At 55.2% G+C, this 21,404-nt stretch carries 22 protein-coding genes; 5 read left to right on the top strand and 17 right to left on the bottom strand.

From position 1 onward, the window contains the following. Positions 1-30: 30 nt before the first annotated feature. Positions 31-948 (bottom strand): SDR family oxidoreductase, encoded by a 918-nt coding sequence (locus tag V7028_RS05985; protein WP_442918692.1) that lies wholly within the window; start codon positions 946-948, stop codon positions 31-33. 191 nt (positions 949-1,139) lie between these two features. Here V7028_RS05985 and V7028_RS05980 point away from each other — a divergent pair, with 191 nt between their 5' ends. Then, positions 1,140-2,906, top strand: coding sequence for an acyclic terpene utilization AtuA family protein (locus tag V7028_RS05980; protein WP_334119185.1), 1,767 nt, complete (start codon positions 1,140-1,142; stop codon positions 2,904-2,906). Positions 2,907-3,045: 139 nt separating this feature from the next. Continuing rightward, positions 3,046-3,807, top strand: a complete 762-nt coding sequence (locus V7028_RS05975) for a hypothetical protein (RefSeq protein WP_334119184.1) — start codon at positions 3,046-3,048, stop codon at positions 3,805-3,807. Between the two features lie 51 nt (positions 3,808-3,858). On the opposite strand, the gene V7028_RS05970 is transcribed toward V7028_RS05975, so the two are convergent. The 6 genes from V7028_RS05970 to V7028_RS05945 form a co-directional block, all read right to left on the bottom strand. After that, complete coding sequence (locus tag V7028_RS05970) at positions 3,859-4,452, bottom strand: TetR/AcrR family transcriptional regulator (protein WP_334119183.1); 594 nt, start codon at positions 4,450-4,452, stop codon at positions 3,859-3,861. Between the two features lie 14 nt (positions 4,453-4,466). Then, on the bottom strand, positions 4,467-4,889 hold the full coding sequence (locus V7028_RS05965) for a GNAT family N-acetyltransferase (protein WP_334119182.1): 423 nt from the start codon (positions 4,887-4,889) through the stop codon (positions 4,467-4,469). An 8-nt stretch (positions 4,890-4,897) separates the two neighbouring features. Beyond that, complete coding sequence (locus tag V7028_RS05960) at positions 4,898-5,110, bottom strand: hypothetical protein (RefSeq protein WP_305562225.1); 213 nt, start codon at positions 5,108-5,110, stop codon at positions 4,898-4,900. 83 nt (positions 5,111-5,193) lie between these two features. After that, positions 5,194-5,853, bottom strand: coding sequence for a carbonate dehydratase (can, locus tag V7028_RS05955; RefSeq protein WP_334119181.1), 660 nt, complete (start codon positions 5,851-5,853; stop codon positions 5,194-5,196). Positions 5,854-5,975: 122 nt separating this feature from the next. Continuing rightward, positions 5,976-6,752, bottom strand: a complete 777-nt coding sequence (locus tag V7028_RS05950) for a hypothetical protein (protein ID WP_334119180.1) — start codon at positions 6,750-6,752, stop codon at positions 5,976-5,978. Between the two features lie 96 nt (positions 6,753-6,848). Then, positions 6,849-7,355 (bottom strand): Spy/CpxP family protein refolding chaperone, encoded by a 507-nt coding sequence (locus tag V7028_RS05945; RefSeq protein WP_334119179.1) that lies wholly within the window; start codon positions 7,353-7,355, stop codon positions 6,849-6,851. Positions 7,356-7,489: 134 nt separating this feature from the next. On the opposite strand from V7028_RS05945, the gene V7028_RS05940 reads away from it, so the two are divergent. Both V7028_RS05940 and V7028_RS05935 read left to right on the top strand, forming a co-directional pair. Further along, positions 7,490-8,176 carry a response regulator transcription factor gene (locus tag V7028_RS05940; protein ID WP_334119178.1) on the top strand — a complete coding sequence of 229 codons (687 nt, stop codon included), beginning with the start codon at positions 7,490-7,492 and terminating at the stop codon, positions 8,174-8,176. A gap of 15 nt (positions 8,177-8,191) precedes the next feature. Next, complete coding sequence (locus V7028_RS05935) at positions 8,192-9,589, top strand: ATP-binding protein (RefSeq protein WP_334119177.1); 1,398 nt, start codon at positions 8,192-8,194, stop codon at positions 9,587-9,589. Positions 9,590-9,598: 9 nt separating this feature from the next. Here V7028_RS05935 and V7028_RS05930 read toward each other — a convergent pair whose 3' ends face one another. From V7028_RS05930 to V7028_RS05885, 10 genes are all read right to left on the bottom strand, one after another. Beyond that, positions 9,599-10,501 (bottom strand): DUF429 domain-containing protein, encoded by a 903-nt coding sequence (locus V7028_RS05930; protein WP_334119176.1) that lies wholly within the window; start codon positions 10,499-10,501, stop codon positions 9,599-9,601. Continuing rightward, complete coding sequence (locus V7028_RS05925; protein ID WP_334119175.1) at positions 10,498-12,246, bottom strand: cisplatin damage response ATP-dependent DNA ligase; 1,749 nt, start codon at positions 12,244-12,246, stop codon at positions 10,498-10,500. The genes V7028_RS05930 and V7028_RS05925 overlap by 4 nt, the downstream gene beginning before the upstream one ends. Then, positions 12,243-13,268: a ligase-associated DNA damage response exonuclease gene (locus tag V7028_RS05920; RefSeq protein WP_334119174.1), complete on the bottom strand. Its 1,026-nt coding sequence runs from the start codon at positions 13,266-13,268 to the stop codon at positions 12,243-12,245. Before V7028_RS05920 ends, V7028_RS05925 begins: the two co-directional genes overlap by 4 nt. 26 nt (positions 13,269-13,294) lie before the next feature. Beyond that, a complete protein-coding gene (locus V7028_RS05915; protein ID WP_334119173.1) occupies positions 13,295-14,644 on the bottom strand; it encodes a phospholipase D-like domain-containing protein in 1,350 nt (449 codons plus the stop codon). Further along, complete coding sequence (locus V7028_RS05910; protein WP_334119172.1) at positions 14,635-15,429, bottom strand: endonuclease/exonuclease/phosphatase family protein; 795 nt, start codon at positions 15,427-15,429, stop codon at positions 14,635-14,637. Before V7028_RS05910 ends, V7028_RS05915 begins: the two co-directional genes overlap by 10 nt. A 205-nt stretch (positions 15,430-15,634) precedes the next feature. Then, positions 15,635-16,132, bottom strand: a complete 498-nt coding sequence (gene nudB / locus V7028_RS05905) for a dihydroneopterin triphosphate diphosphatase (protein WP_334119171.1) — start codon at positions 16,130-16,132, stop codon at positions 15,635-15,637. Positions 16,133-16,140: 8 nt separating this feature from the next. Further along, positions 16,141-17,946 (bottom strand): aspartate--tRNA ligase, encoded by a 1,806-nt coding sequence (gene aspS / locus V7028_RS05900; protein ID WP_334119170.1) that lies wholly within the window; start codon positions 17,944-17,946, stop codon positions 16,141-16,143. A gap of 14 nt (positions 17,947-17,960) precedes the next feature. Beyond that, complete coding sequence (locus tag V7028_RS05895) at positions 17,961-18,596, bottom strand: DUF502 domain-containing protein (RefSeq protein ID WP_442918690.1); 636 nt, start codon at positions 18,594-18,596, stop codon at positions 17,961-17,963. A 7-nt stretch (positions 18,597-18,603) separates the two neighbouring features. Further along, positions 18,604-18,900 carry an FmdB family zinc ribbon protein gene (locus V7028_RS05890; RefSeq protein ID WP_334119168.1) on the bottom strand — a complete coding sequence of 99 codons (297 nt, stop codon included), beginning with the start codon at positions 18,898-18,900 and terminating at the stop codon, positions 18,604-18,606. A 187-nt stretch (positions 18,901-19,087) separates the two neighbouring features. Continuing rightward, entirely contained in the window at positions 19,088-20,209 is a 1,122-nt protein-coding gene (locus V7028_RS05885) for a fatty acid desaturase (protein ID WP_334119167.1), read from the bottom strand. Between the two features lie 114 nt (positions 20,210-20,323). Between V7028_RS05885 and V7028_RS05880 the strand changes: the two genes are divergently transcribed. Next, positions 20,324-21,358: an AraC family transcriptional regulator gene (locus tag V7028_RS05880; RefSeq protein ID WP_334119166.1), complete on the top strand. Its 1,035-nt coding sequence runs from the start codon at positions 20,324-20,326 to the stop codon at positions 21,356-21,358. Positions 21,359-21,404: the final 46 nt, after the last annotated feature.

Genomic DNA, 21,404 nt, shown 5'->3' with positions numbered 1-21,404 from the left:
ATATTCGACAGGTACAGTGTCAAGGTTTAATCACTTTGCCGCCTTTTTGGCGTCGCGATCGGCATCGCGACGCCGAATAACCTCGGGCAAGCCACCCAGATGAAAACTGTTGAATGCCGGGTTCTGCTGACCATTGCCCACCATCGGCCACACCCGTTTTGCATTCGGTGCCGCGCCATCAATTCGAATACAACTGCCGGAAATAAATGAGGCGGCAGGGCTGCACAGGAAAGTCAGCACGCCGGACACCTCTGCTTCCAGACCCAGGCGCTGTAAGGGGATTGTTTTGTCCAGCTGCATGATGGTTTGCTTCATGGGCTCGGGATACGTGTCCATTCCGCTGGAGGCAATAAAACCGGGAGCAACTGCATTCACACGTACAGGTGCCCATTCCAGTGAAGCCGTTTCAGAAAAATTCAGCATGCCCGCACGCGCCGCCCCGGAATGCCCCATCCCCGGCATGCCATTCCACATGTCGGCAATGATGTTGGTGATTGACATGTCGGTTTTGCCCAAGTTGCTGGCCATGTGCTGGTTGTAGACCTCCCGGGCCATCAGAAAACCACCGGTCAGGTTGTTGCGCACCACGGTTTCCCAACCCTTGGCATTGATGGTGCACAAGGGTGCCGGAAACTGTCCACCTGCATTGTTGATCAAATGATCGATCTTGCCATGTTCTTTCAAGATGTCTGCCACGGTGGCGGCCACCTTGTCTTCTTCCCGAATGTCGCAACTGTGAATGCTCACCTTCACGGCACAGGTTTTCAGGATTTCATCGCGCACCGTTTCCAGCTTTTCCAGTTTTCGCCCCACCAGGGCAAGGTCGGCCCCCAAACTTGCCAGCTCGTGCGCGGTGCAACGGCCAATGCCTGAACCACCGCCGGTGATCACAATCGCCTTGCCTTTGAATAAATCTGCCTTGAATACGGACTGGAATGAGTTCAACACGGTACCCTTTCTGAAATAAACGCCCAAACCAAGCGAACGTTTGATTGATCAATTGCTGTCGATTGTCACGAAGTCACCTGGCACTGTCAACGATTTGTACCGCTTTAGATTCAATATTCAAACGATCGTTTGAATAAATACCTGTTTTTTGTTTATGCTTGGGGTTAAATGACATTTTGCAGGCACCCACCATGATCTCAACACCCGGCACAAACACAGCAATCATCAGGATCGGCGGCGCCTGCGGCTTTTGGGGCGACAGCAGCCTGGGCACGGAACAATTGCTGCAAGTGCCGGGCATGCGGTACATCACCTACGATTACCTGGCCGAACTGACGCTGGCCATCATGGCCGGCATGCGCATGAAAAACCCGGAACACGGGTATGCCCTTGATTTTATTGACCTGATGAAAAAGGCACTGCCCGTGGCAAAGGCCAAAGGCATCAGGATTGTGGCCAACGCGGGTGGCCTGAACCCGGCGGGTTGTGCCGCAGCATTGCAAAAAGCCATGGATGAATTGGGCCACACCGTGCGCATTGGCGTGGTCAGCGGCGACGACGCCACACACACCTTGATGCAATTGCGCAAAGACGGCGTTGAATTGGCAGATCAACATTCGCACCAGTCAGCCCCGCCCTTTTTCCTGACAGCCAACGCCTATCTTGGGGCGTTTCCCATTGCAGCGGCGCTGGACGCAGGGGCCGACATTGTGATCACGGGGCGGGTTGTGGACAGCGCCATGGTACTGGGCGCACTGGTGCATGAATTCAAATGGCGAACCACCGACCTGAACCAGCTTGCGCAAGGCAGCCTGGCCGGACACATTGTGGAATGCGGCGCGCAGGCCACAGGTGGTTTGTTCACCGATTGGCAAAACGTACCGGATTGGGCCAACATTGGTTACCCGATTGTGGACGTTGCAGCCAATGGCAGTTTCGAGCTGAGCAAACCGGAAGGCACCGGTGGCCTGATCAACAAGGCCGTGGCGACCGAGCAACTGTTGTATGAAATTCACGACCCTGCCCACTACGCCCTGCCCGATGTGGTGTGCAACTTCACCACCGTGCACATTGAGGAAACCGGCGTGAACCGGGTACGAATTCAAGGTGCCACAGGCAAGGCACCCAGCAACCTGTACAAGGTGTGCGCCACCTACCCCGAGGGGTTTCGTTGTATCGGTATGTTGTCCATTGTTGGCTTTGATGCGCACGCCAAGGCACTGCGCACAGGCGAAGCAATTCTTGAACGCACCCGCGCCATGTTCAAGCGCCAAGGCCTGTCTGATTACAGCCGCACATCCATTGAAATCATTGGCAGCGAGACCGGCCTGTGCCAGGAAGCGATGGTGCGAATTGCAATTACCCATGCGGACAAAAAAGCAGCGTCCATATTTTCCCGTGAAATAGCACCTGCGGGCACCAGCTACGCACCGGGCACCAGTGGCAACTTTGGCATGGGGCGCCCCAACGTAACGCCCTTGGTCAAACTGTTCAGCTGCTTCGTGCCCAAACAGTTGCAAACGGCCAAAGTTCAGTTAGGTGCTGAACAACTGGCGTACAAAGAACCAGAACACCCCAAGACAGGTACCCCAGAACCAGCCAATGCCGCACCCGTCCATTCACCGGTGGTCATTCCCGCAGAACTGAAAGGCAAGCGATTGATAGACATTGCACACGGTCGCAGTGGCGACAAAGGCGACACAAGCAATGTAGGCATTGTGGCCAGAAAACCAGAGTACTGGCCGGTTTTGCGGCAATTGCTGCAACCGGAAAAAGTACGCGCCCATCTTTCCCACTTGGTGAAAGGAGGGGTTCACACTTTCGAGTTACCTCAAGTTCACGCATTCAACATCGTTATACAAGAAGCACTGGACGGAGGCGGGATGACCTCCATGCGCAATGACCCCCTTGGCAAAGGGATGGCTCAGGTGCTGTTGAGCATGAAAATAAACGAATAATCTTCACCTGTTTGAAGGGGTACACCACGATGGGCGTACCCCCTAGCTAGTTATCTTTTTCCTACAAGGTGTCTCCGTTAGGGAAGGTGTGGGGCGATTCAAAGTACGCCTACTACATCCAACATTCAGGAGAAACACCATGCAAGTCAAACAAATCGCTATCGTTGCTGCCATTGCTTCCTCATTCGCAATGCCCTTGACCGCCCAGGCTTCCGACATCGCCACTTTGAACGGCTGGGGTGCCTTGTTTGCTGCAGCCCATTCTGGTCAACAAGCATCCGCAGAAGGCCAGGCGCAAGCTGAAGTTCAGGTAAGCCTGTTCCGGGCACCCAGCCAGCAGCCACCCGCAGCGCAGCCTGCACCTGAACCAACCCCAGTGGCAGAACCTGCCCCCACCCCCGAAGCTGGCAGCGGCGAGATGGCCGATGCGCCTGCAATGGATGCGCCTGAATCAGGCGAGCAAACCGCAGCGGCCGACAACACGGCGGGTGAGTCTGCAGAAGCTGGCCAGGACGGCATGGGCAAAGCCACAGCAAGTGCAAATGCCAGCGTCAGTGCGACGGTTGAAATGGGTGACAGTCAAAGCGCACAAATGACGAACCAGGCCGATGCCGCCTACCAAACTGCAGGCACTGTGGTTGAAGGTGTCAGCAAAGGTGCATTGGACACAGCACAAAACGTGGCCAACAAAACTTCTGGTGCCAACATGAGCGCAGATGCCGCCCAGAGCGGTTCGATGAATGTGGCGGGCCTGGCAACAGCCAATGCCGCAGGCAGCATGAGCGCCACCGCCAGCATGATGAATGCCGGCCAGTTGAGCGCCATCACTGCAATGACATCGACACTGGTGCAAAGCGTGATTGCTGCCCGCCCGGCTTCGCTGACAGGTTTGCTGCGTTAATTGACAGCACACCGCAGAAAAGCCCTCGCTTTGCGCGAGGGTTTTTTTTGTTCAAGCCTGCTGCGACAGAAAAAACGCCAGCACCTTGTCGGCCAGCACATCCAGATTCTCACCTCGGCGTGGCTTGTACCAAGTCACCATGAAGTTCATGGCACCCAGCACCATCAAACGCGCGAACTTGGTGTCACCACCCAGAAAACCTGCGTGGTGCAAACCATTGACGGCTTCTTGCCAAATGGCATCGTATTCGTCTTTGGTTGCAATCAACCTGCGCTGGTGTACATCGTCCAGGCAGCGCCAGTTGTACAGCATCACTGGAATGAAATCATTGCCGTCTTCCAGAATAATGCTGAGGTGCACCTTCACCAAGGCACGGAATTGCGCATCGGCGGCCAGGTTGGGTTTCACCACTGCGCGGGTTTTCTCCAGGCCCTGGCGCAAGCCTTCTTCCACCACAGCCACCAGAATGTCCTGCTTGCTGGCGAAATGGTAAAACGGGCTGCCACACTGCATGCCCACAGCATTGGCAATGGCGCGCATGCTGGCCCCGTCGTAACCCTTGTCGCGAAATAATTTTGCAGCCGCGCGAACAATGTCGCCACGCCGCCCATCGTCATGCTTTTGTTCTTTCTGTACTCTTGCCACAACCCAGTCCTTTCTTATGTTGTCAGGTTCAGTGCCATCCACTGGTGGGGTATTCCCACTTCGCTGTGGGCATCGCCCTGCGGCACGAAACCATGTCGACTGTAAAATTCAATCGCCTGTTGTTGCGCACTAAGGCGCACCACGGACATTTTTTGTTCTCGCGCCACCGCCAGCAATGCCAGCAGCATGGCACTTCCAACTCCCCGGCTTCTGAATTCGGGGAGCACAGCCATTCGGCCTATTTTTCCTTCGGGCAACAACCTTGCTGTGCCCACGGCTTGATCGCCAAACCAGGCCACCACATGGGTTGAATTCGGGTCGTGCTTGTCCCACTCCTCGGATTCATCAATGCCCTGCTCTTCAATAAAAACAGAACGGCGAATGGAACTGGCCCATTCGCCGTTGACCAACCAACTTGAACAGTCGATTCGAATCAATAGTGCAATCAGCCCAGGGCTGACAATTCAGCGTCCACGGCTTCCAGCATTTCCTGGGTGATCAAGCCACCCGAGAAATTGGCCACCACGGCCAATGGGAAACCTTTGCCCATGCCGATTTGTGGGTGTGTGGAAATGCCAGGCATGTGTTTTTCGAGAATCGCTGCTGTCTGCTCGTTGTCCAGCAAATCGCCCAGTTTGGATTGGGTAGAGAAAGCCATGTAAATCGTCTCCTAGAATTTGAAATGGATCCACAATTCAAACAAACGCTTGAATTATTGCCCCATTCTAGACCAAGAATTGATCAGCTGTAACGCTTTTTCAGCGCGGCAACTGCACTGGTGTAAATCTGGTCAATTTCATGCCGGTTTGAAATCGAGATTTGCAGGTTGCGCACCAGGCCATCTTTCAGGCTGTACAACCAGCCGTGCACGGTCAGGCTTTGCCCGCGCTCCCAAGCGTCCTCAATCAGGGTGCTTTCACACAGGTGCTTGACCTGCTCGATCACATTGAGTTCGCACAGCTGGTCCAGGCATTTCTGCTCTTTGTCAGCGTCTGACGTAAGCAGACTGTGCCGGCGTGCAAGCTGGTGAATGGGGCGTACCCACGCGTCGGCCAAACCCACGCGGTCGCCACGCATGGCCATTCGAACCCCTGAACAACCATAATGGCCGCACACAATGATGTGTTTTACCTTCAGGATTTCCACCGCAAACTGGGTGGCCGACTGGCCGTTCAAGTCACCATGAAACACCTGATTGGCCACATTGCGGTGTACGAACACCTCGCCGGGCTGCAGGTTCACGATGGTGTTGGCGGGTACACGGCTGTCGGAGCAACCAATCCAGAAGTATTCCGGTGATTGCTGGTTTTCCAGTCGTTTGAAAAAATCGGGGTCTTTGTCGACCTGGGCACTGGCCCAGGTGCGATTGGCATCAAGCAGGTGAGAAAGGTCTTTGGACACGGTGTTGGCCTTTTGAAATCAAGACGCACATTTTACCGCGGCGCACCATGCAGTGCCACTGGGGTGAGCCCGAGGTGACACACACGATGCCACCCAGGGCTTTGCCATGAATTCAAGACCGTTTACTCAACTTGTGACACATAGCTCAATGAAAACACATCGTCCGGGCTGGCTGTGCTTCGGCCTTTGGTGTAACCAAACTGCAGGGCCGATGTTTGATCCAGTGCGTACACAGCGGAAATGGCGCGTTCCTTGCGCTTTCCAGTACCTGCCAGCAATTCATCGCGCTGCGATGTGTTCAGGTTGATGAACAAGGCTTCGCCCAAGGGAAAATTCACACCCAGGGTTGTGTAATTGCCGTTGAGCAAGGGCAGTTCAGGCGTGTCGCCATAGTATTGGCGACCCACAATGGCAGTCAGCCCGAAGCCATTGTTGAAACGATAGGCCAGATCCGCCTGCAAGCCATAATCTGTTTTGCCGGTACCCAGGCCTTTGTCCTCATTGCCACTGGCAATTTTGACCAAACCGGTTGCTGACATGGCAAACCCTTTGGATTGGATGCCGCCCACGATGTCTTGCGTGTAGGTGGCCACAATATCGCCAAGCCCTTGCTGACTTCGACGCGTATCACCAGAACCACCTGTCACGGTACCCGCCACCAAGGTGCCAGGGCCTTCCAGTGAAATGTAGGGCACAAACACCGAGGCCCGGTAATCTTCACCAACCAGCGTGGCACCCAGGGTGAACGACTTTGCCCTGGTTTCCTGAGCCTGGCCAAACTTGCCCGACAAGCTGTCAAAGCTGTAGGTCATCAACAAACCGGGAGGTGCTGCAAAAACTGAAGTGCTGGCTGCTGTCAAAGTGCAAACCAGAAACGCGCGAACAAAAGAATGCCCCATTAACTGTCTCCTTTTTTTGAAACAGTATAGGGGCAAAAGCGCTGCTGCTGGGATACTTCAAAAGGTGGCCGGGAAAGTACTTACAAATAACCGGTATTACAAGGCATTGGTCGTGTTGCCGGATTTCTCGTGATGACGGTCTTTCATTTTTTCCTTCCACTGCGCCCGAATTACTTTGGCCTTCTCGCGTTGCTCGGGCGTCAGCACTTTGTAAACTTCATGCTGGGCACGCAACATGCCCAATTTCATAGCGCGCTCTTTGTCCTGTTGCTGTGCAATCAATCGCTCGGCTCTGGCTGCGTCGAAAGTGTCATTTTCCACCAGCGACTTCATTTCTTCACGGTGTGCGCGGCGATCGCTCATGGCAGATTTCATCTCGGTCCTTTGCTTTTGCATGATCTGGTTAACCTGCGCCTGCTGCGCCTCAGTCAAATCAAGTTGCTTCAACATGCCCATGCCACCATGCTTGTGTTGGTGACGCATTTCCGAGTGCTGTTTCTTGTCGCCCGCCTCATGATGACCTGCATATGCACTCATCGGGATCGCCATCGCCATGGCGGTAACAGTAATCATTTTCTGGATGGTCAGTTTTGATACATTCATATTCCTTCTCCTTGTGTAATCACAACTGCATTGTGCAAAACTGCCCTGTAAACATGTATGCGGGCCGTGTAAAGAAGGGTAAAGCGGTTACAAACAAATGCACGAAAACCAAGGTCGCCTAGTAATATTGAGCCATGACAAAAATCCTGCACATCGACGACGACATTGAACTGGGCGACATGCTGTGCGAATACCTGCGCGGCGAAGGTTTTGAAGCCGAGCATTGCGCCAACCCGATTGAAGGCTTGAAAAAACTGGCCGACGGAAAATTTCAGCTGGTGATACTGGACGTGATGATGCCGCAGCAAAGCGGCCTTGAAACCCTGAAGCAGATTCGCCTGAGGTACAACACACCAGTGTTGATGCTGACCGCCCGTGGCGACAACATTGACCGCATCGTGGGGCTTGAACTGGGCGCCGACGACTACGTGCCCAAACCATGCCTGCCACGTGAAATCGTGGCCCGTGTTCGTGCCATTTTGCGCCGGGCCAGCGATTCAAACAATGCGCCAAAACAAGCACTTCAACTTGGCCCCCTGGAAGTACAGCCAGCCAAACGCAAGGTGCTGCTCAACGGACAGGAAATTGAGTTGACCAGCGCAGAATTCAATTTGCTGGAGGTACTGACCACCCATGCCGGGCAAGTGGTCAGCAAAGCGGCGTTGAGCGAACAGGGATTGGGCCGACCGCTGGAGCGTTTCGACCGCAGCATTGATGTGCACTTGAGCAGCCTGCGCAACAAACTGAATTTGAACGATGCCCAACTGCCACTGACCCTGCACACCATTCGTGGGCAGGGTTATCAGCTCAGCCTGGACTAACCTGGAATTCAAGCCATGGGCAAACTGTTCTGGAAATTTTTCTTCGGCTTTTGGTTGTGCCTGATTGCAGCCGCCGTGGCCACGGGCACCGCCTTGTATTTGATGCGTGAAAAACCTGCGAGCAGCGACATCGCCGAAGGCCCGCGCGCGCAGTTCATGCTGGAAACCATTCAGGAAGTGCTGGAAGGCAAGGGGCCCGATGCCTTGCGCGACCTGCTGGACCGCAACCGGAAACGCACTGGCCACGCCATCCCGGTGTTTGCCGTGTCCAAGGAAGGCGACGAAATTTTAAACCGTGAAATACCGGAGAACATTCAACAACGCATCGCCGCCCTGTTTGGCGGGTTGGAGCAGCCCGAGCAGGGTATCTTGATGGTAACGGCACCAAACAACTCGCAATGGATTCTGTTCATTCCGCGCAACCGCCGCCCGCCCAATGGGGAAATTGGCGCGTCAAGCGCCCCCCCGAAACCGGATGAAAAACACAGGCATCGCGAAGCACTGGAACCCCCTTTGCCCCCCCTGTCAGGTCCGGGCCTTTTTGCCGCGCTGCTGGCAAGCCTGTTGTTCGCGGGCGTACTGGCCTACACCTTCAGCCGACCCCTGAATACGTTGAAGAATGCGTTTCGTGAAGCGGGCAAAGGCCGCTTGGGTGTTCGCATTTCCGGCACCAAGCAAACCCGCAAAAAACGCAGCGATGAAATTGGCGAATTGCTCAGCGGCTTTGACCACATGGCAGAAGAAATTGAAACCCGCATTGAACAACAAAAAGCCCTGCTGCACGATGTGTCGCATGAACTACGATCCCCTTTGGCACGCCTGAACCTGGCTGTGGGCCTGGCACGCCAGAACCCGGCACACCTGGACGCCAGCTTAAGTCGCATTGAAACCGAAGCGGAGCGGCTTGACAACCTGATCGGCCAGCTACTGAATTTGTCGCGACTGGATACTAACCAGAATGCGGAAGTTCTTCGGGAACACAATGTGATTGAATTGCTGTTGGCTGTGGTGGAAGACGCCCAGTTTGAAGCGGCCCAACAGAACAGGTACGTTGAATTCACTGGCGATGTGAAACAGTGGAATTTGCGATGCCACGCTGAAAGCCTGCAAGGTGCATTCGACAACATCATTCGAAATGCGATCAAACACACACCGGAAAACACGGCAGTGAAAATTGATTGCTCCCTTCAGGGGAGAGCACTGCGCATACAAATCGACGATCAAGGGCCGGGGGTTCCACCCGCGCTGTTGCCCAAACTGTTCACGCCGTTTTTCAAGCACGGCGAACACGCTGGCCACGGCCTGGGTTTGGCCATTGCCAAAAAATCAATTCAGCGTGCAAACGGATCCTTGACTGCACGAAATGGCGTGCCGCGCGGCCTGGTCATCGCCATTGAATTGCCAAGCGTATAACCCTTCTACTTACGCCAATGGTGGCACCCCCGCAATCCACCCTTCCACCGGGTCGATCAATTTGGGCAAGCCAAAATTGGAATCCGCCCGCTTGGCCGCCCAGGCAGCCACAAGGCAACACAACACCGCATCCAGGTGGTCGGCCTTTACATCATCAAGCAAACGCGCGCGCAGGTACGGACGCACCTGCACCTTGATGCCGAACAACATGCCCTCTTCCAAAGCACACAACAATTCTGAACGTGCCATGCGACGATCGGCTGTGTCTTTCTTGGAATCGTCGCTTTTGTAGCTTGCCCGGTTCAACACCTTGCGGGCCAAGTAGCCTGGGTAAGCCTCCAGGGCCACGCGGGTTTTGTCACCACGCTGCATGCCAGGTATGTGCACACCCGTTTTCATCAGCAAGCGGGCACCCGCATGCAGCATGTAGGCCACAGGCGGGTTGACCCATTTCATGGAAGGCGAGGAACCGGCAGGGCCATCGCATTCGCGGTGTGCAAACTTGTGGCCAGTGGGGCGTGCATCGCACCACGCTTTGAAGGTGGCGCGAATTTGCTCACGGCTCAAGGCGCTGTAGTAATTGATCAAATTTTCCCAAGCCTTGAAGTCGGTGCGTCCGGCGCCTGGCCACTTCAAGCCTTCCACCAATTTGCGCGACAAACCAAAGGGCATGTCAATGGCGGCAACGAACCCCAATTGCTCCAAAGGCCCGGCTGCACGCTCGAATTTTCCAAATGCCTGCGGACCCTCTTTCAACAAGGTTTCGAACTCACCCAGCGTGGTTAGCGACATCAATTCATCGACCGCCAACACCGCACCCTGCCACTGGCCCACAGCCACAGCAATCGGTTTTTTCTTGCTGGGGCTGCTGGAAAAATCAATACCCAGAAGGCGACTGTTTTCGGGATTCAAACTACATTCTCCGGGGGCAACAAAGCCTCGAGCACCGCAAGGTGATCGGCTTCATGCAAGGGTTTGTCATGGCGAATGCGAAGCATACGTGGAAAACGAACTGCCACGCCACTTTTGTGGCGAGTGGAGCGGGAAATTGCTTCAAATCCGAGTTCGAAAACCAGCACCGGCACCACAGTGCGAACGGGACCAAACTTGTCCACTGTGTGCTTTCGAATCACGCGATCCACTTCCTTGAATTCTTCATCGGTCAGGCCGGAATACGCTTTGGCGAATGGCACCAGACGCGGCAAACCACGGGCCACGGTGTTTTCCACTTTTTCACCGTTCGCAATAGCCTGCGCCACTTCTTGCGCTTGCGCCGCGGTGGCCGGTGGCGTTTCCCATACGGCAAAGGTGTAATCGGTGTACAGGCTGGCACGGCGGCCATGTCCGCGCTGGGCGTACACCAACACACAGTCCACGGTCATGGGGTCAATTTTCCATTTCCACCACAGGCCATCGGCCTTGGTGCGCCCCACGCCATATCGCGAATTGTGATGCTTCAGCATAAAGCCTTCCACACCCCTTGCGCGGCTTTCTTCGCGCAACAATTTCAGTTCATTCCAGGTGGCGGCCTGCACCACTTGCGACAACAACAAACGCGGCATGAAATTCACGGTACTTTCTTCGCCATGCCTTGCAAAAAATTCCTCCAGTGCAACCCTGCGTTCCCGCTGGGGACGGTTCACGATGTTGTTGCCATGGATACGGAGCAGGTCATAGGCCAGAAACACAACCGGTGCATCTGCCATCAATTTTTTGCTGACCACTTTGCGATTCAAGCGCCCTTGCAAGGCATTGAACCCGGCGGGCAAATCGCCTTGCCACACCAAAATCTCACCATCGAGAATGCAGCCCTCGGGCCAGTGGGCAAACGCGGCCTGCAACTCGGGAAACTGCTCGCTGACCAGTTCTTCGCCGCGCGACCACACCCACACCTGCCCGCCTTCTTTCACCACCTGGGCGCGAATGCCATCGTATTTCCATTCCACCAACCAGTCCGCAACAGCACCCAGACTTTCAACTTCTTCCTGTAGTGGGTGTGCCAGAAAAAATGGCACGGGTTGGCCCAAGCGGCTTGAATCATGGCCCGTGCTGCTGTCACCGGGTGGTGCCAGCAAGGCCATGAACTGTTCGGCCGTGGGCTGGTTACTGCCATCGGCAAACCCCATCATGCGTGTGGCCACCAGCTTGGCGTCCAACCCAGCCAATTCGGCCAGTGCCCGGGTTACCAACAACCTGGACACACCCACCCGAAAACCACCGCCCACCAGTTTTACGAACAAGAAACGCTCCGTCGCAGCCAATTCATTCCAGCAGGCTTGCACGGCGGCAATTCGGTCGTCATCGGGCATGTTGCGCAGGGGCAAAATGCGATGCTGCATCCACCAGGCCAGGCCATGTGTGTAGTCGGTCAGACTCGTTGCAATTGGCAACACATGGGCAATGGTTTCGGCCAAATCACCCACAGCCTGGTAGCTTTCCTCGAACAGCCAGCCGGGCAAACCACTGACCTGCAAGGCCACTTCACGCAGGGTGCGTGTGGGCACGGTGCGTTTGGGCTTGCCGCCCGACAAAAAATACACGACCCACGCAGCGTCACCTGAAGATGCCTTCTCGAAGTACGCACGCAAGGCCTGCACTTTGTGCAAGGTTGAAGTCGAGCCATCCAGCTCGGCAAACAATTCCGCAAACTGTTTCATGCCGCGGGCTCCTGTTCGGCAAGCGGCTGGTCTCCTTCGCCCTCACCACCGTATTCGGTCACAAAGGCGCGTGCATTCAATCCCTGTTCCTGCAACCAGCGCACCATCACCTGCACATAACCGTGGGTCACAATCACGTGCTCTGCACCTGTGGCCCCAATGGCACACATCAGGCCGGGCCAGTCGGCGTGGTCCGACATCACAAAACCCCGATCCACATTGCTTCGCCTGCGCCCGCCACGCAACTGCATCCAGCCCGACGCAAACGCATCGGAATACGCACTGCCAAATCGCTTCATCCACGCTGCACCTTGGGCAGCGGGTGGTGCAATGGCAAGGCAGGTCTTGTAAACAGATTTGTCGAGCACCTCGCTCACGATGAAGGTATCGGGCAGCTTCACACCCGCATCGCGATAGGCTTTGTTCAAACCCTCGCACGCGCTGTGGCACACAATGGGGCCAATACTTGAATCAACCCCGGCCAGTATTCGCTGCGCCTTGCCAAATGAATAGCCGTACAACACACTGGCCTTGCCCTGTGCTGCGTTGGCCGCCCACCAGGCGTTCATTTCTGCGTAAATTTCAGCGTCGCTGCGCCAGCGGTAAATGGGCAAACCAAACGTGGATTCGGTAATGAAGGTGTGGCACTTCACGGGCTCAAATGCTTCACAGGTCAGGTCCGGCACCACCTTGTAATCGCCACTGGCCACCCACACTTCGCCGTGGTATTGAAGGCGAATTTGGCACGAGCCCAACACATGGCCTGCCGGGTGCAGTGAAATTTTTACGCCGTTGTGAATAGTGCTTGCGCCGTAGGGCAGTGTGTCCAAGGCAATGTTGCCCAAGCGCGTGCGCAAAACGCCCTCACCCGGCGCAGCACACAGGTAATGATTGTGCCCAGCACGGGCATGGTCAGCGTGTGCATGGGTAATGATTGCGCGGTCTACCTTGCGCCACGGGTCGATGTAAAAATCGCCCGGTGGACAATACAAGCCTTCGGGGCGACTGACCACCAAATCCATGCTGCACAACCTTCAAAAAACAACGCTTAATACCGGCTGCCAAAAGCACCCAAAAAAACCGCCAGCAACATCAATTTATAGCACACCCAACTCAGCGCCCGCGCCTTGAAAGGCCGTCGGGCATGATCATGTGGCAGCACCTGGCGCCCGCCCTGTTCAATGGCCTGCTTCAATTCTTTTTTCAACTGGCACGCGAATTCCCGGTTGCGAACAATCACATTGGCCTCGCGCGCAAACAGGCTGCTCAAGGGGTCCAGGTTCGACGAACCGACGGTGGCCCAATTTGAATCAATGACCGCAACTTTGGCATGCAAAAAACCGGGCAAGTATTCATACACTTCCACACCCACTTCAAGCAAGCTTGAATACAGGTACTGCGTTGCATAATGCTGAAAACGGTATTCAACCCGCCCCTGCAACAGCAGCTTCACTACCACGCCGCGCTTGCGTGCAGCAACAATGGCATTGCGCATTTTACGGCCAGGCAGAAAATAGGCATTGGCCAGAATCACCGTGCTTTGTGCACGCCCAAAGGCCTGCAAATACGCGCGTTCAATGCGCCGGGGCAAGCGAAAATTGTCGCGCACAGCAAGCTGTACTTTCACCTTGCCTGCAACCGGCGGCATAGCCTGTGCGCGGTGCTGTGCAAGCGTGTCGCGGTATTGTGCAATGCGCTTTTTCCACCAGTCGGAATTGAAGGTGTCAGTTACCTTGCCACCTGGACCAATTTGTAACCACAACCATTCCATGCTGTGCCAAATGTCGTGCACCACGGGGCCTTGCAATGCCACCGAGAAATCATATCGCGGACCAAGATCCTGATCCAGAAGGTCAATGTTCACTTGCAAATCCCGTGCGCTCAAGGCACCCGATTTACCAAATGAAAAGTGCACGGGTTTTTCCACCCGCGCGTTGGCCCGCATCAATTCTTCGCGTTCATTTTCGTGATTCATGTCATCAATCAGATTGATGCCACCCACAAAAGCTGTTTTCCCGTCGACTGCAATCATCTTGCGGTGCATGCGCCTCAGTCGCTTTGGGCTGGGTTTGAACACAAAGCCCTCCGGGCGAAACACCCGCACTTTTACACCGTGTTGTTTCAGGCGGGGCACCCAGATTTGAATCCCCTCGGTGCCGCCAAAACCGTCCAGCACCAAACGCACTGTGACACCACGTGCCACCGCATTGCACATGGCTTCACAAAAAGCCTCGCCAACCGAATCATCGGCGAAAATGTACGTTTCAATGCGCACTTCCTGTTTGGCCTGTTCAATGGCTTGCAAGGCCAGGGGAAACAGGTCCACACCGCCCACCAGCAACTGGGCTGAATTGCCATCGCGTTCAGGTGCCGCGGGGGGCAGCATGCTCAAGGCCATGCGTACTCCAGGTCCACCACAAAAGGCGCATGATCAGACAACTTGGCCCACGCGCCGCCGTGCAACACCGATGCTTCATGCACCTTGAAGCCACGGGTGAACACCCGGTCAAGACCCAGAAACGGGAAACGGCTGGGAAAGCTTCCCACGCGCGCAAGGCGATTGCTTTTGTCCAGCGGCATCACTTCGACCGCATTCAAACCTTGCCGCAAAATCGGGCCCAACCTGCGTTGCCAGTCATTGAAATCGCCCGCCACCACCAAAGGCGTACCAGGGGGCACGTGGCTGGCCACATGTTCAATCAACTTCGAAGTTTGGCGAATGCGGCTGCGATACAGCAAACCGAAATGCGCCACCATGGCATGCACGGGGCCGGCCGGCGTTTTCAAACAACAGTGCAACAGACCGCGCTGTTCCAGCCGGTGATCAGACACATCCTGATTCAGCATCCATTCAATTTCGTAACGCGACAACAAAGCATTGCCGTGGTGCCCGTGCGAATACACGGCATTCATGCCGTAAGCGGTAAAGTATTGTTGACTGGCGTGGCCCAACAGGTTGTCAAGCGCAGAAGGGGTTTGGGCCAGAAACTCATGCTGCCCACCCTCGGGCCAGTGTTCGAATTTGCTGGCGTGTTTGTCGTGGCGGCCCTGCACTTCCTGCAGGAACACCAAATCAGCATTCAAGGCATGAATTTGATCGCGCAAGGCATGGATGGTCAACGCCGGTTTGCGCAGGCCCATGACCCCCTTGTGAATGTTGTAGGTTGCGATTCGCAGTCGCATTACATGCAATACATAGAAAATTTACCGGTAAATTACCAAGTCAATTCAAAACCTGTCACAAGGACAGGGTATTGAAGCCGAATCAGGGTTACCCCTAAACTGGCGTTGTATATATTCAAAACCACCTACGCAGTTTAAAACCGTTTCTGGCAGCAACTACACACCGTATATGAAAAAAGGGGCCCAAGTGGCCCCTTTGTATTTTTCAGGCAAGCATGTTTGCCAACGCCAGTATGGCCTGCGCATTGTTGGGTGAAAAACACCTTGCAGCAGCCTGCTGTGCACCCAGCCAGGCATAAGCCACATGTTCATTGGCTGCAAGCCGGGGTTTGAAATCAGTCGGCACACACACCATGAACCAGTGTTCGGTGTTGTGGGTCACGCCTTTCGGATAGCGGTGGCGCCAATGCTCAAAAATTTCATACTGCAAACTGTGTGGCCAAGGGCGCAACAGGCCGGGTTGCAACAATTCGCCGGGTGCTGCATCAATTACTGTGGGGCAATCAACGGGCGAGGCCTTGAAACCGGTTTCTTCTTGCAGTTCCCGCACTGCCGCCTGCAGGGGCGATTCTTCCGGGAAATCAAGACTGCCCGTTACAGATTGCCAATAGCCGGCTTTGTCGGCCCGCTCGATCAATAAAAAATCCCCGCTCGGGCTGACCATCACGACCAGCACCGACACGGGGATTTTGTTGCCGCTCAAAACGCTTATTAAGCCACGTTTTTGGGCTCGGCCTGACGCACACGAATATGCAGTTCACGCAACTGCTTTTCGTCCACGGGGCTTGGCGCCTGGGTCAGCAAGCACTGCGCGCGCTGGGTTTTCGGGAAGGCGATTACATCGCGAATACTTTCGGCACCGCTCATCATGGTCACAATACGATCCAGGCCAAAGGCCAAACCACCGTGAGGTGGCGCACCATATTGCAGCGCGTCCAGCAGAAAACCAAACTTGGCCGCGGCTTCTTCTTCCGAAATGTTCAAGGCGCGGAACACTTTGCTTTGAACCTTTTCCTTGTGAATGCGCACCGAACCACCGCCCAGTTCCCAACCGTTCAACACCATGTCATAGGCTTTGGCGATGCACTTGCCGGGGTCCGTGGTCAGGTAGTCTTCGTGGCCGTCTTTCGGGCTGGTGAAGGGGTGGTGGCAGGCCACCCAGCGGCCGGCTTCCTCGTCCAGTTCAAACATCGGGAAGTCGATCACCCACAGGGGTTCCCACTGACCTTGTACCAAACCGGCCTTCTGGCCAAATTCGCTGTGACCAATCTTCAGGCGCAAAGCACCGATTGCGTCGTTGACAACCTTGGCTTTGTCGGCACCGAAGAACAGAATGTCGCCATCGGCAGCACCGCTGCGCTTGAGCAACTCGGTCAGCGCTGCGTCGTGAATGTTTTTCACGATCGGTGACTGCAGGCCCTCGCGGCCCTTGGCCAGTTCATTGACCTTGATCCAGGCCAAACCTTTCGCGCCATAAATGCCAACAAACTTGGTGTAGTTGTCAATTTCCGAACGTGGAATTTCAGCGCCACCCGGTACACGCAAAGCCACCACGCGGCCATTGTCCATGTTGGCCGGACCAGAGAACACCTTGAAATCAACATCTTTCATGATGTCGGTCAATTCGGTGAATTCCATTTTCACACGCAGATCGGGCTTGTCTGAACCAAAACGGGCCATGGCCTCGCTGTAAGGCATCACGGGGAACGGGTTCTGCAATTCCGCATCCATGGTCTGCTTGAACACCTTGCGGATCATGTCTTCGAACAGGTCACGAATTTCCTGCTCGCCCAGGAACGAGGTTTCAATGTCGACCTGGGTGAACTCAGGTTGACGATCAGCACGCAGGTCTTCGTCACGGAAGCATTTGGTGATTTGGTAGTAACGGTCGTAACCCGCCACCATCAGCATTTGCTTGAACAACTGGGGCGATTGCGGCAGGGCGAAAAACTCGCCGGAATGCACACGTGATGGCACCAGGTAATCGCGCGCACCTTCGGGTGTGCTTTTGGTCAACATGGGGGTTTCAATGTCGACAAAACCTTGCGCGTCCAGGTGCGTGCGAATGGCCATGGCCACTTTGTAGCGCAACATCAGGTTTTTCTGCATTTGCGGGCGGCGCAAATCGAGCACACGGTGGGTCAGGCGCGTGGTTTCAGACAAATTCTCATCGTCCAGCTGGAACGGGGGCGTAACAGACGCATTGAGTATTTCCAGCCCCTTGCACAACACTTCCACTGCACCACTTTTCAGGTTGCTGTTTTCTGTGCCCGCAGGGCGCGCGCGCACCAAGCCTTCCACGCGCACACAGAATTCGTTGCGCAGGGTTTCAGCGGTGGCAAACACATCGGCCAGATCGGGATCGCACACCACCTGCACCAAACCTTCACGGTCGCGCAGATCAATAAAGATAACCCCGCCGTGGTCGCGGCGACGCTGTACCCAGCCGCACAGGGCAATGGTTTGGCCCAAATAAGCCTGTGACACATTGCCGCAATAATCAGTACGCATTTTCATGAATTTGGTCTTGTTTAATTAAGTTGAGTCGACACGTCTTCAGAGGGTGCAACCACCCCCAAAGACACAATGTACTTCAGCGCCTCGTCCACAGACAAACCGGACGGACGCAGTAATTTTTCGGGCACCATGATCACGTAACCTGACGCGGGGCTTGGTGATGTGGGTACGTAAACCGACACCAATACACCCTCATCTTGCAGATTGTCCAGCAACACCAGAGGTGGTGTTCCTGTCACAAAACCCAAGGCCCACACGCCGGGGTGCGGATACGGCACCAAAACAGAACGTGTAAACGCTTTACCGGAAGAACTTAGCAATGTGTCCGACACCTGCTTCACACTGTTGTACACAATCTTGAACAACGGGATTCTGGACAATACCCAGTCGCCTGCCTTGAAAAGCGAGGCACCAAAGTAATTCGCCGCCAACACGCCCGTTCCAAACAACACAGCCAAAGTAAGAATAATACCCAGGCCCGGAATGTGAATGCCCAACAAAACCCGTGGATGCAGGGAATCGGGCAGCAACATGAGTGTTTGGTCCATCAAACCAACGACCAAAACCAGCACCCAAAGCGTAATGGCCAAGGGCACCCAGATCAACAGACCCGTAAGCAGGTATTTTTTGACAAGTGTGGCGTTCAACAATGATCCTTTAAGTGGCATCGGTACTGGGGGCCGGCGCTGCGGGAGCCGGAGCCGCCGTTGCCGGTGTTGGCTCGGTACCTGAATTGCCGCTGGCCGCAGCCGTGCCGCTACTGCCACTGTTGCCGCCACGGAAATCCGTGACATACCAGCCCGAACCTTTCAACTGAAAACCAGCGGCTGTCACCTGTTTGGCAAAACTGGCCTGCCCGCAGGCGGGACAATGGGTCAAGGGTGTGTCACTGAGTTTTTGCAATACATCTTTCTCGAAACCACACGCTTCACAGCGATACGCATAAATTGGCATTTCCGCTTCACTCACATATACAAACGAAAAACCCCCCATTATAAGATGGAAGGCTGCAGAACTCCAACACCCTGAATTTCAAAGACAAAAAAAGAGCGCATTCCTTTCGAAAAGCGCTCTTTGTGTCGGTGACACTGTACTACACCGCCCCCTCTAGCAAAAAGGGCGGTTGGGGATCAACAAGCTCTTAAGCGGCTTGGTATCCAGCCTCCTCACGCCTTTGTTCTTTCGCTTCCCAGCGGTTGGCCCGCTTGAATGTGCCTAGGTCATTGAACCGCACGCCGTTGGCCCGCATTACCTCGTGGCCCTTCCTGGCTGTCATTTGGCGAATGTAGAACGGATCGCGCACTACAAAGTGGTGAATGCCGTGCGTGGAGCCAAAATTGAAGCAAAACAGGTGCGGAATGATGAACCACTTGCTGTTCAACACCTGGCACTGTTGTACGAAGTTACCGTCTTCAATGTCGCCAAAATAATGCATGTTCGAGCTGATGAAGTTGATCGAGAACGAACGCAGCAGGTTGGGGGCAAAGATCAGCACCGCCACTGTGTTGGCCGTGGCCACCAGTTCAGGCGTTACAAATGCGGGCCAGGGCACGCTATAGCCCACCGCCCACGCTGCGGCCTCAACGGCCCAGAAGGCCACATAAGCATGCCAGCCGGCGTAAAACACCGTGGCCAGGGGGAAATTGCCAATCGCACCGCGCATCAGGGCTTTCAGGCGCAGGTGCTTGGGCACTTTCATGATACGCAGCACCACTGACAGCTCCAGGTCCAGCATCATCAACAGGCGCAAGGGGGTAAAACGCTCGCCGTTGGTAATGGCACGTTCTTCCAGGTCGGTTTCCGTGCCGGAATGCTTGTGGTGGTGCAGGTGCAGGTGGCGGCGCAACCAGGGGTTGATGGTGCTGGGGCGGCAAAACCACACCAGTGTCATCATCAGGTTGTGCATGACCTTGTTTTTGCGGAAATACATGTAATGGATCAGGTCGTGTTCCAGTTCATGTGTGAAGCTGAGAAACACGGCAATCACCGGAATGGTGACGTACCATGCCAGCATGCCTTCCAGATAGGCCCAGCCTGTCAACACCGCACCAGCGATCGAGAACAGCAAGATAGCCATGCCGATGAAGTCCTGGTGTTTAAGAATGGGGTATTTGGCGCGAATGCGGTCGCCTTCAGCGAGCACTGCGGTTTTAATGGTGGCAATGCGCTTTTGATCCAGTGCATTGATGTTGTTCTGCTTGATTCGGGAACCGCCTTCGGCTTTGGCTGGCTGGCTCATCAGCTTTTCACTCAAACTTGACATACTGTTGCCTCTTTCTACTTTGGCTTTTGGTGATTGAAGTATGCTTGGGGTTCTTCGGTAAAGCTTGTTTTAACACGACAATGTCATGACCTTCGGCGCCAAAATAAAGAATCCATGAACAACAAAGCGTCCAATTCGACCACGAGCACCCCAACAGCCTTGGCCAGTTGGATGCGTGGCCTTGCCCGCGAGCTGGAACTGCAAGGTTGTGACGCGCCTTCCTTGTTTGCCCGGGTGGGGCTGGATTTTTCCTTACTGAGTTCACCTGAGGCCCGTTACCCGGTGCACCAAACCACCCTGCTGTGGCAAGAAGCCGTTCACGCCACAGGCGATGAAACACTGGGCCTGAAAGCCATACGGCACATTACCCCTGCCACATTTCATGCCGTGGGCTTAAGTGTGATGGCCAGCGAAACACTTGAGCAAGCCTTTGGCCGCATGCGCCGCTTTGCCGACCTTGTGACCGACGCCAGTGAGATTGATTTGCTGAGCAGCGATTCGGAATTCGTGGTTGAACTGAAACTGAAGGAAGGCGCACAACCCGCCCACCAGTCCACCGACGGCTTTTTGTGCCTGCTGGCCAATGCAGGAAAGGGCTTGGGCGAACCGGGGCTGATGCCCCTGCGGGTTGAACTGAGTCGGCCTGAACCCGAGCCACAACACAAAGACTACTTTGAGCGCAGTTTCGACGCCCCCCTGCTGTTTGGCTGCAAGGCCATGCGCCTTGTATTTGCCCTTGCCACCGTGCAAACCCGGCTGAAAGGCGCAAACCCCCTGATTGCCGAACACCTGGACCAAGCCAGCCTTGCTGCCATTGAAAGGCTTAAGCCCGCCAACAGCGCAAGCCGATTGTTGCGCACCTGGGTGGTTACGCAACTGGACAAGGGTGCGCCCAGCATTGAACTGGCGGCCGCGCACATGAACATGAGTGCACGAAACCTGCAACGCAAACTGGCCGAGGAAGGCAGCAGCCTGGCCGCGATTGTGGACGATATTCGACAAAGCGAAGCGCAACGCCGCCTGAAGCACACCCAGGAGTCCCTGACCACAATTGCGCTCGACCTGGGCTTTTCCGATGCCTCGGCCTTCAGCCGGGCCTGCAAACGCTGGTTTGGAAAAAGCCCCAGCGATATTCGGGGCACAAACTGAATTGATTTGCGGCAGGCCTTACCGACAAACTGATCGATTGATTGAC

Origin of the sequence: Limnobacter sp. (assembly GCF_036846585.1) — a bacterium.
GTDB lineage: Bacteria > Pseudomonadota > Gammaproteobacteria > Burkholderiales > Burkholderiaceae_B > Limnobacter.
This window is presented reverse-complemented; position numbering and strand designations above follow the sequence as displayed.

Coding starts and splice junctions, on each gene's coding strand:
- V7028_RS05980 (WP_334119185.1), top strand. CDS start 1,140: ATGATCTCAACACCCGGCACAAACACAGCAATCATCAGGATCGGCGGC.
- V7028_RS05975 (WP_334119184.1), top strand. CDS start 3,046: ATGCAAGTCAAACAAATCGCTATCGTTGCTGCCATTGCTTCCTCATTC.
- V7028_RS05960 (WP_305562225.1), bottom strand. CDS start 5,110: ATGGCTTTCTCTACCCAATCCAAACTGGGCGATTTGCTGGACAACGAG.
- V7028_RS05950 (WP_334119180.1), bottom strand. CDS start 6,752: ATGGGGCATTCTTTTGTTCGCGCGTTTCTGGTTTGCACTTTGACAGCA.
- V7028_RS05945 (WP_334119179.1), bottom strand. CDS start 7,355: ATGAATGTATCAAAACTGACCATCCAGAAAATGATTACTGTTACCGCC.
- V7028_RS05940 (WP_334119178.1), top strand. CDS start 7,490: ATGACAAAAATCCTGCACATCGACGACGACATTGAACTGGGCGACATG.
- V7028_RS05935 (WP_334119177.1), top strand. CDS start 8,192: ATGGGCAAACTGTTCTGGAAATTTTTCTTCGGCTTTTGGTTGTGCCTG.
- V7028_RS05925 (WP_334119175.1), bottom strand. CDS start 12,246: ATGAAACAGTTTGCGGAATTGTTTGCCGAGCTGGATGGCTCGACTTCA.
- V7028_RS05920 (WP_334119174.1), bottom strand. CDS start 13,268: ATGGATTTGGTGGTCAGTCGCCCCGAAGGCTTGTATTGTCCACCGGGC.
- V7028_RS05915 (WP_334119173.1), bottom strand. CDS start 14,644: ATGGCCTTGAGCATGCTGCCCCCCGCGGCACCTGAACGCGATGGCAAT.
- V7028_RS05910 (WP_334119172.1), bottom strand. CDS start 15,429: ATGCGACTGCGAATCGCAACCTACAACATTCACAAGGGGGTCATGGGC.
- aspS (WP_334119170.1), bottom strand. CDS start 17,946: ATGAAAATGCGTACTGATTATTGCGGCAATGTGTCACAGGCTTATTTG.
- V7028_RS05890 (WP_334119168.1), bottom strand. CDS start 18,900: ATGCCAATTTATGCGTATCGCTGTGAAGCGTGTGGTTTCGAGAAAGAT.
- V7028_RS05885 (WP_334119167.1), bottom strand. CDS start 20,209: ATGTCAAGTTTGAGTGAAAAGCTGATGAGCCAGCCAGCCAAAGCCGAA.
- V7028_RS05880 (WP_334119166.1), top strand. CDS start 20,324: ATGAACAACAAAGCGTCCAATTCGACCACGAGCACCCCAACAGCCTTG.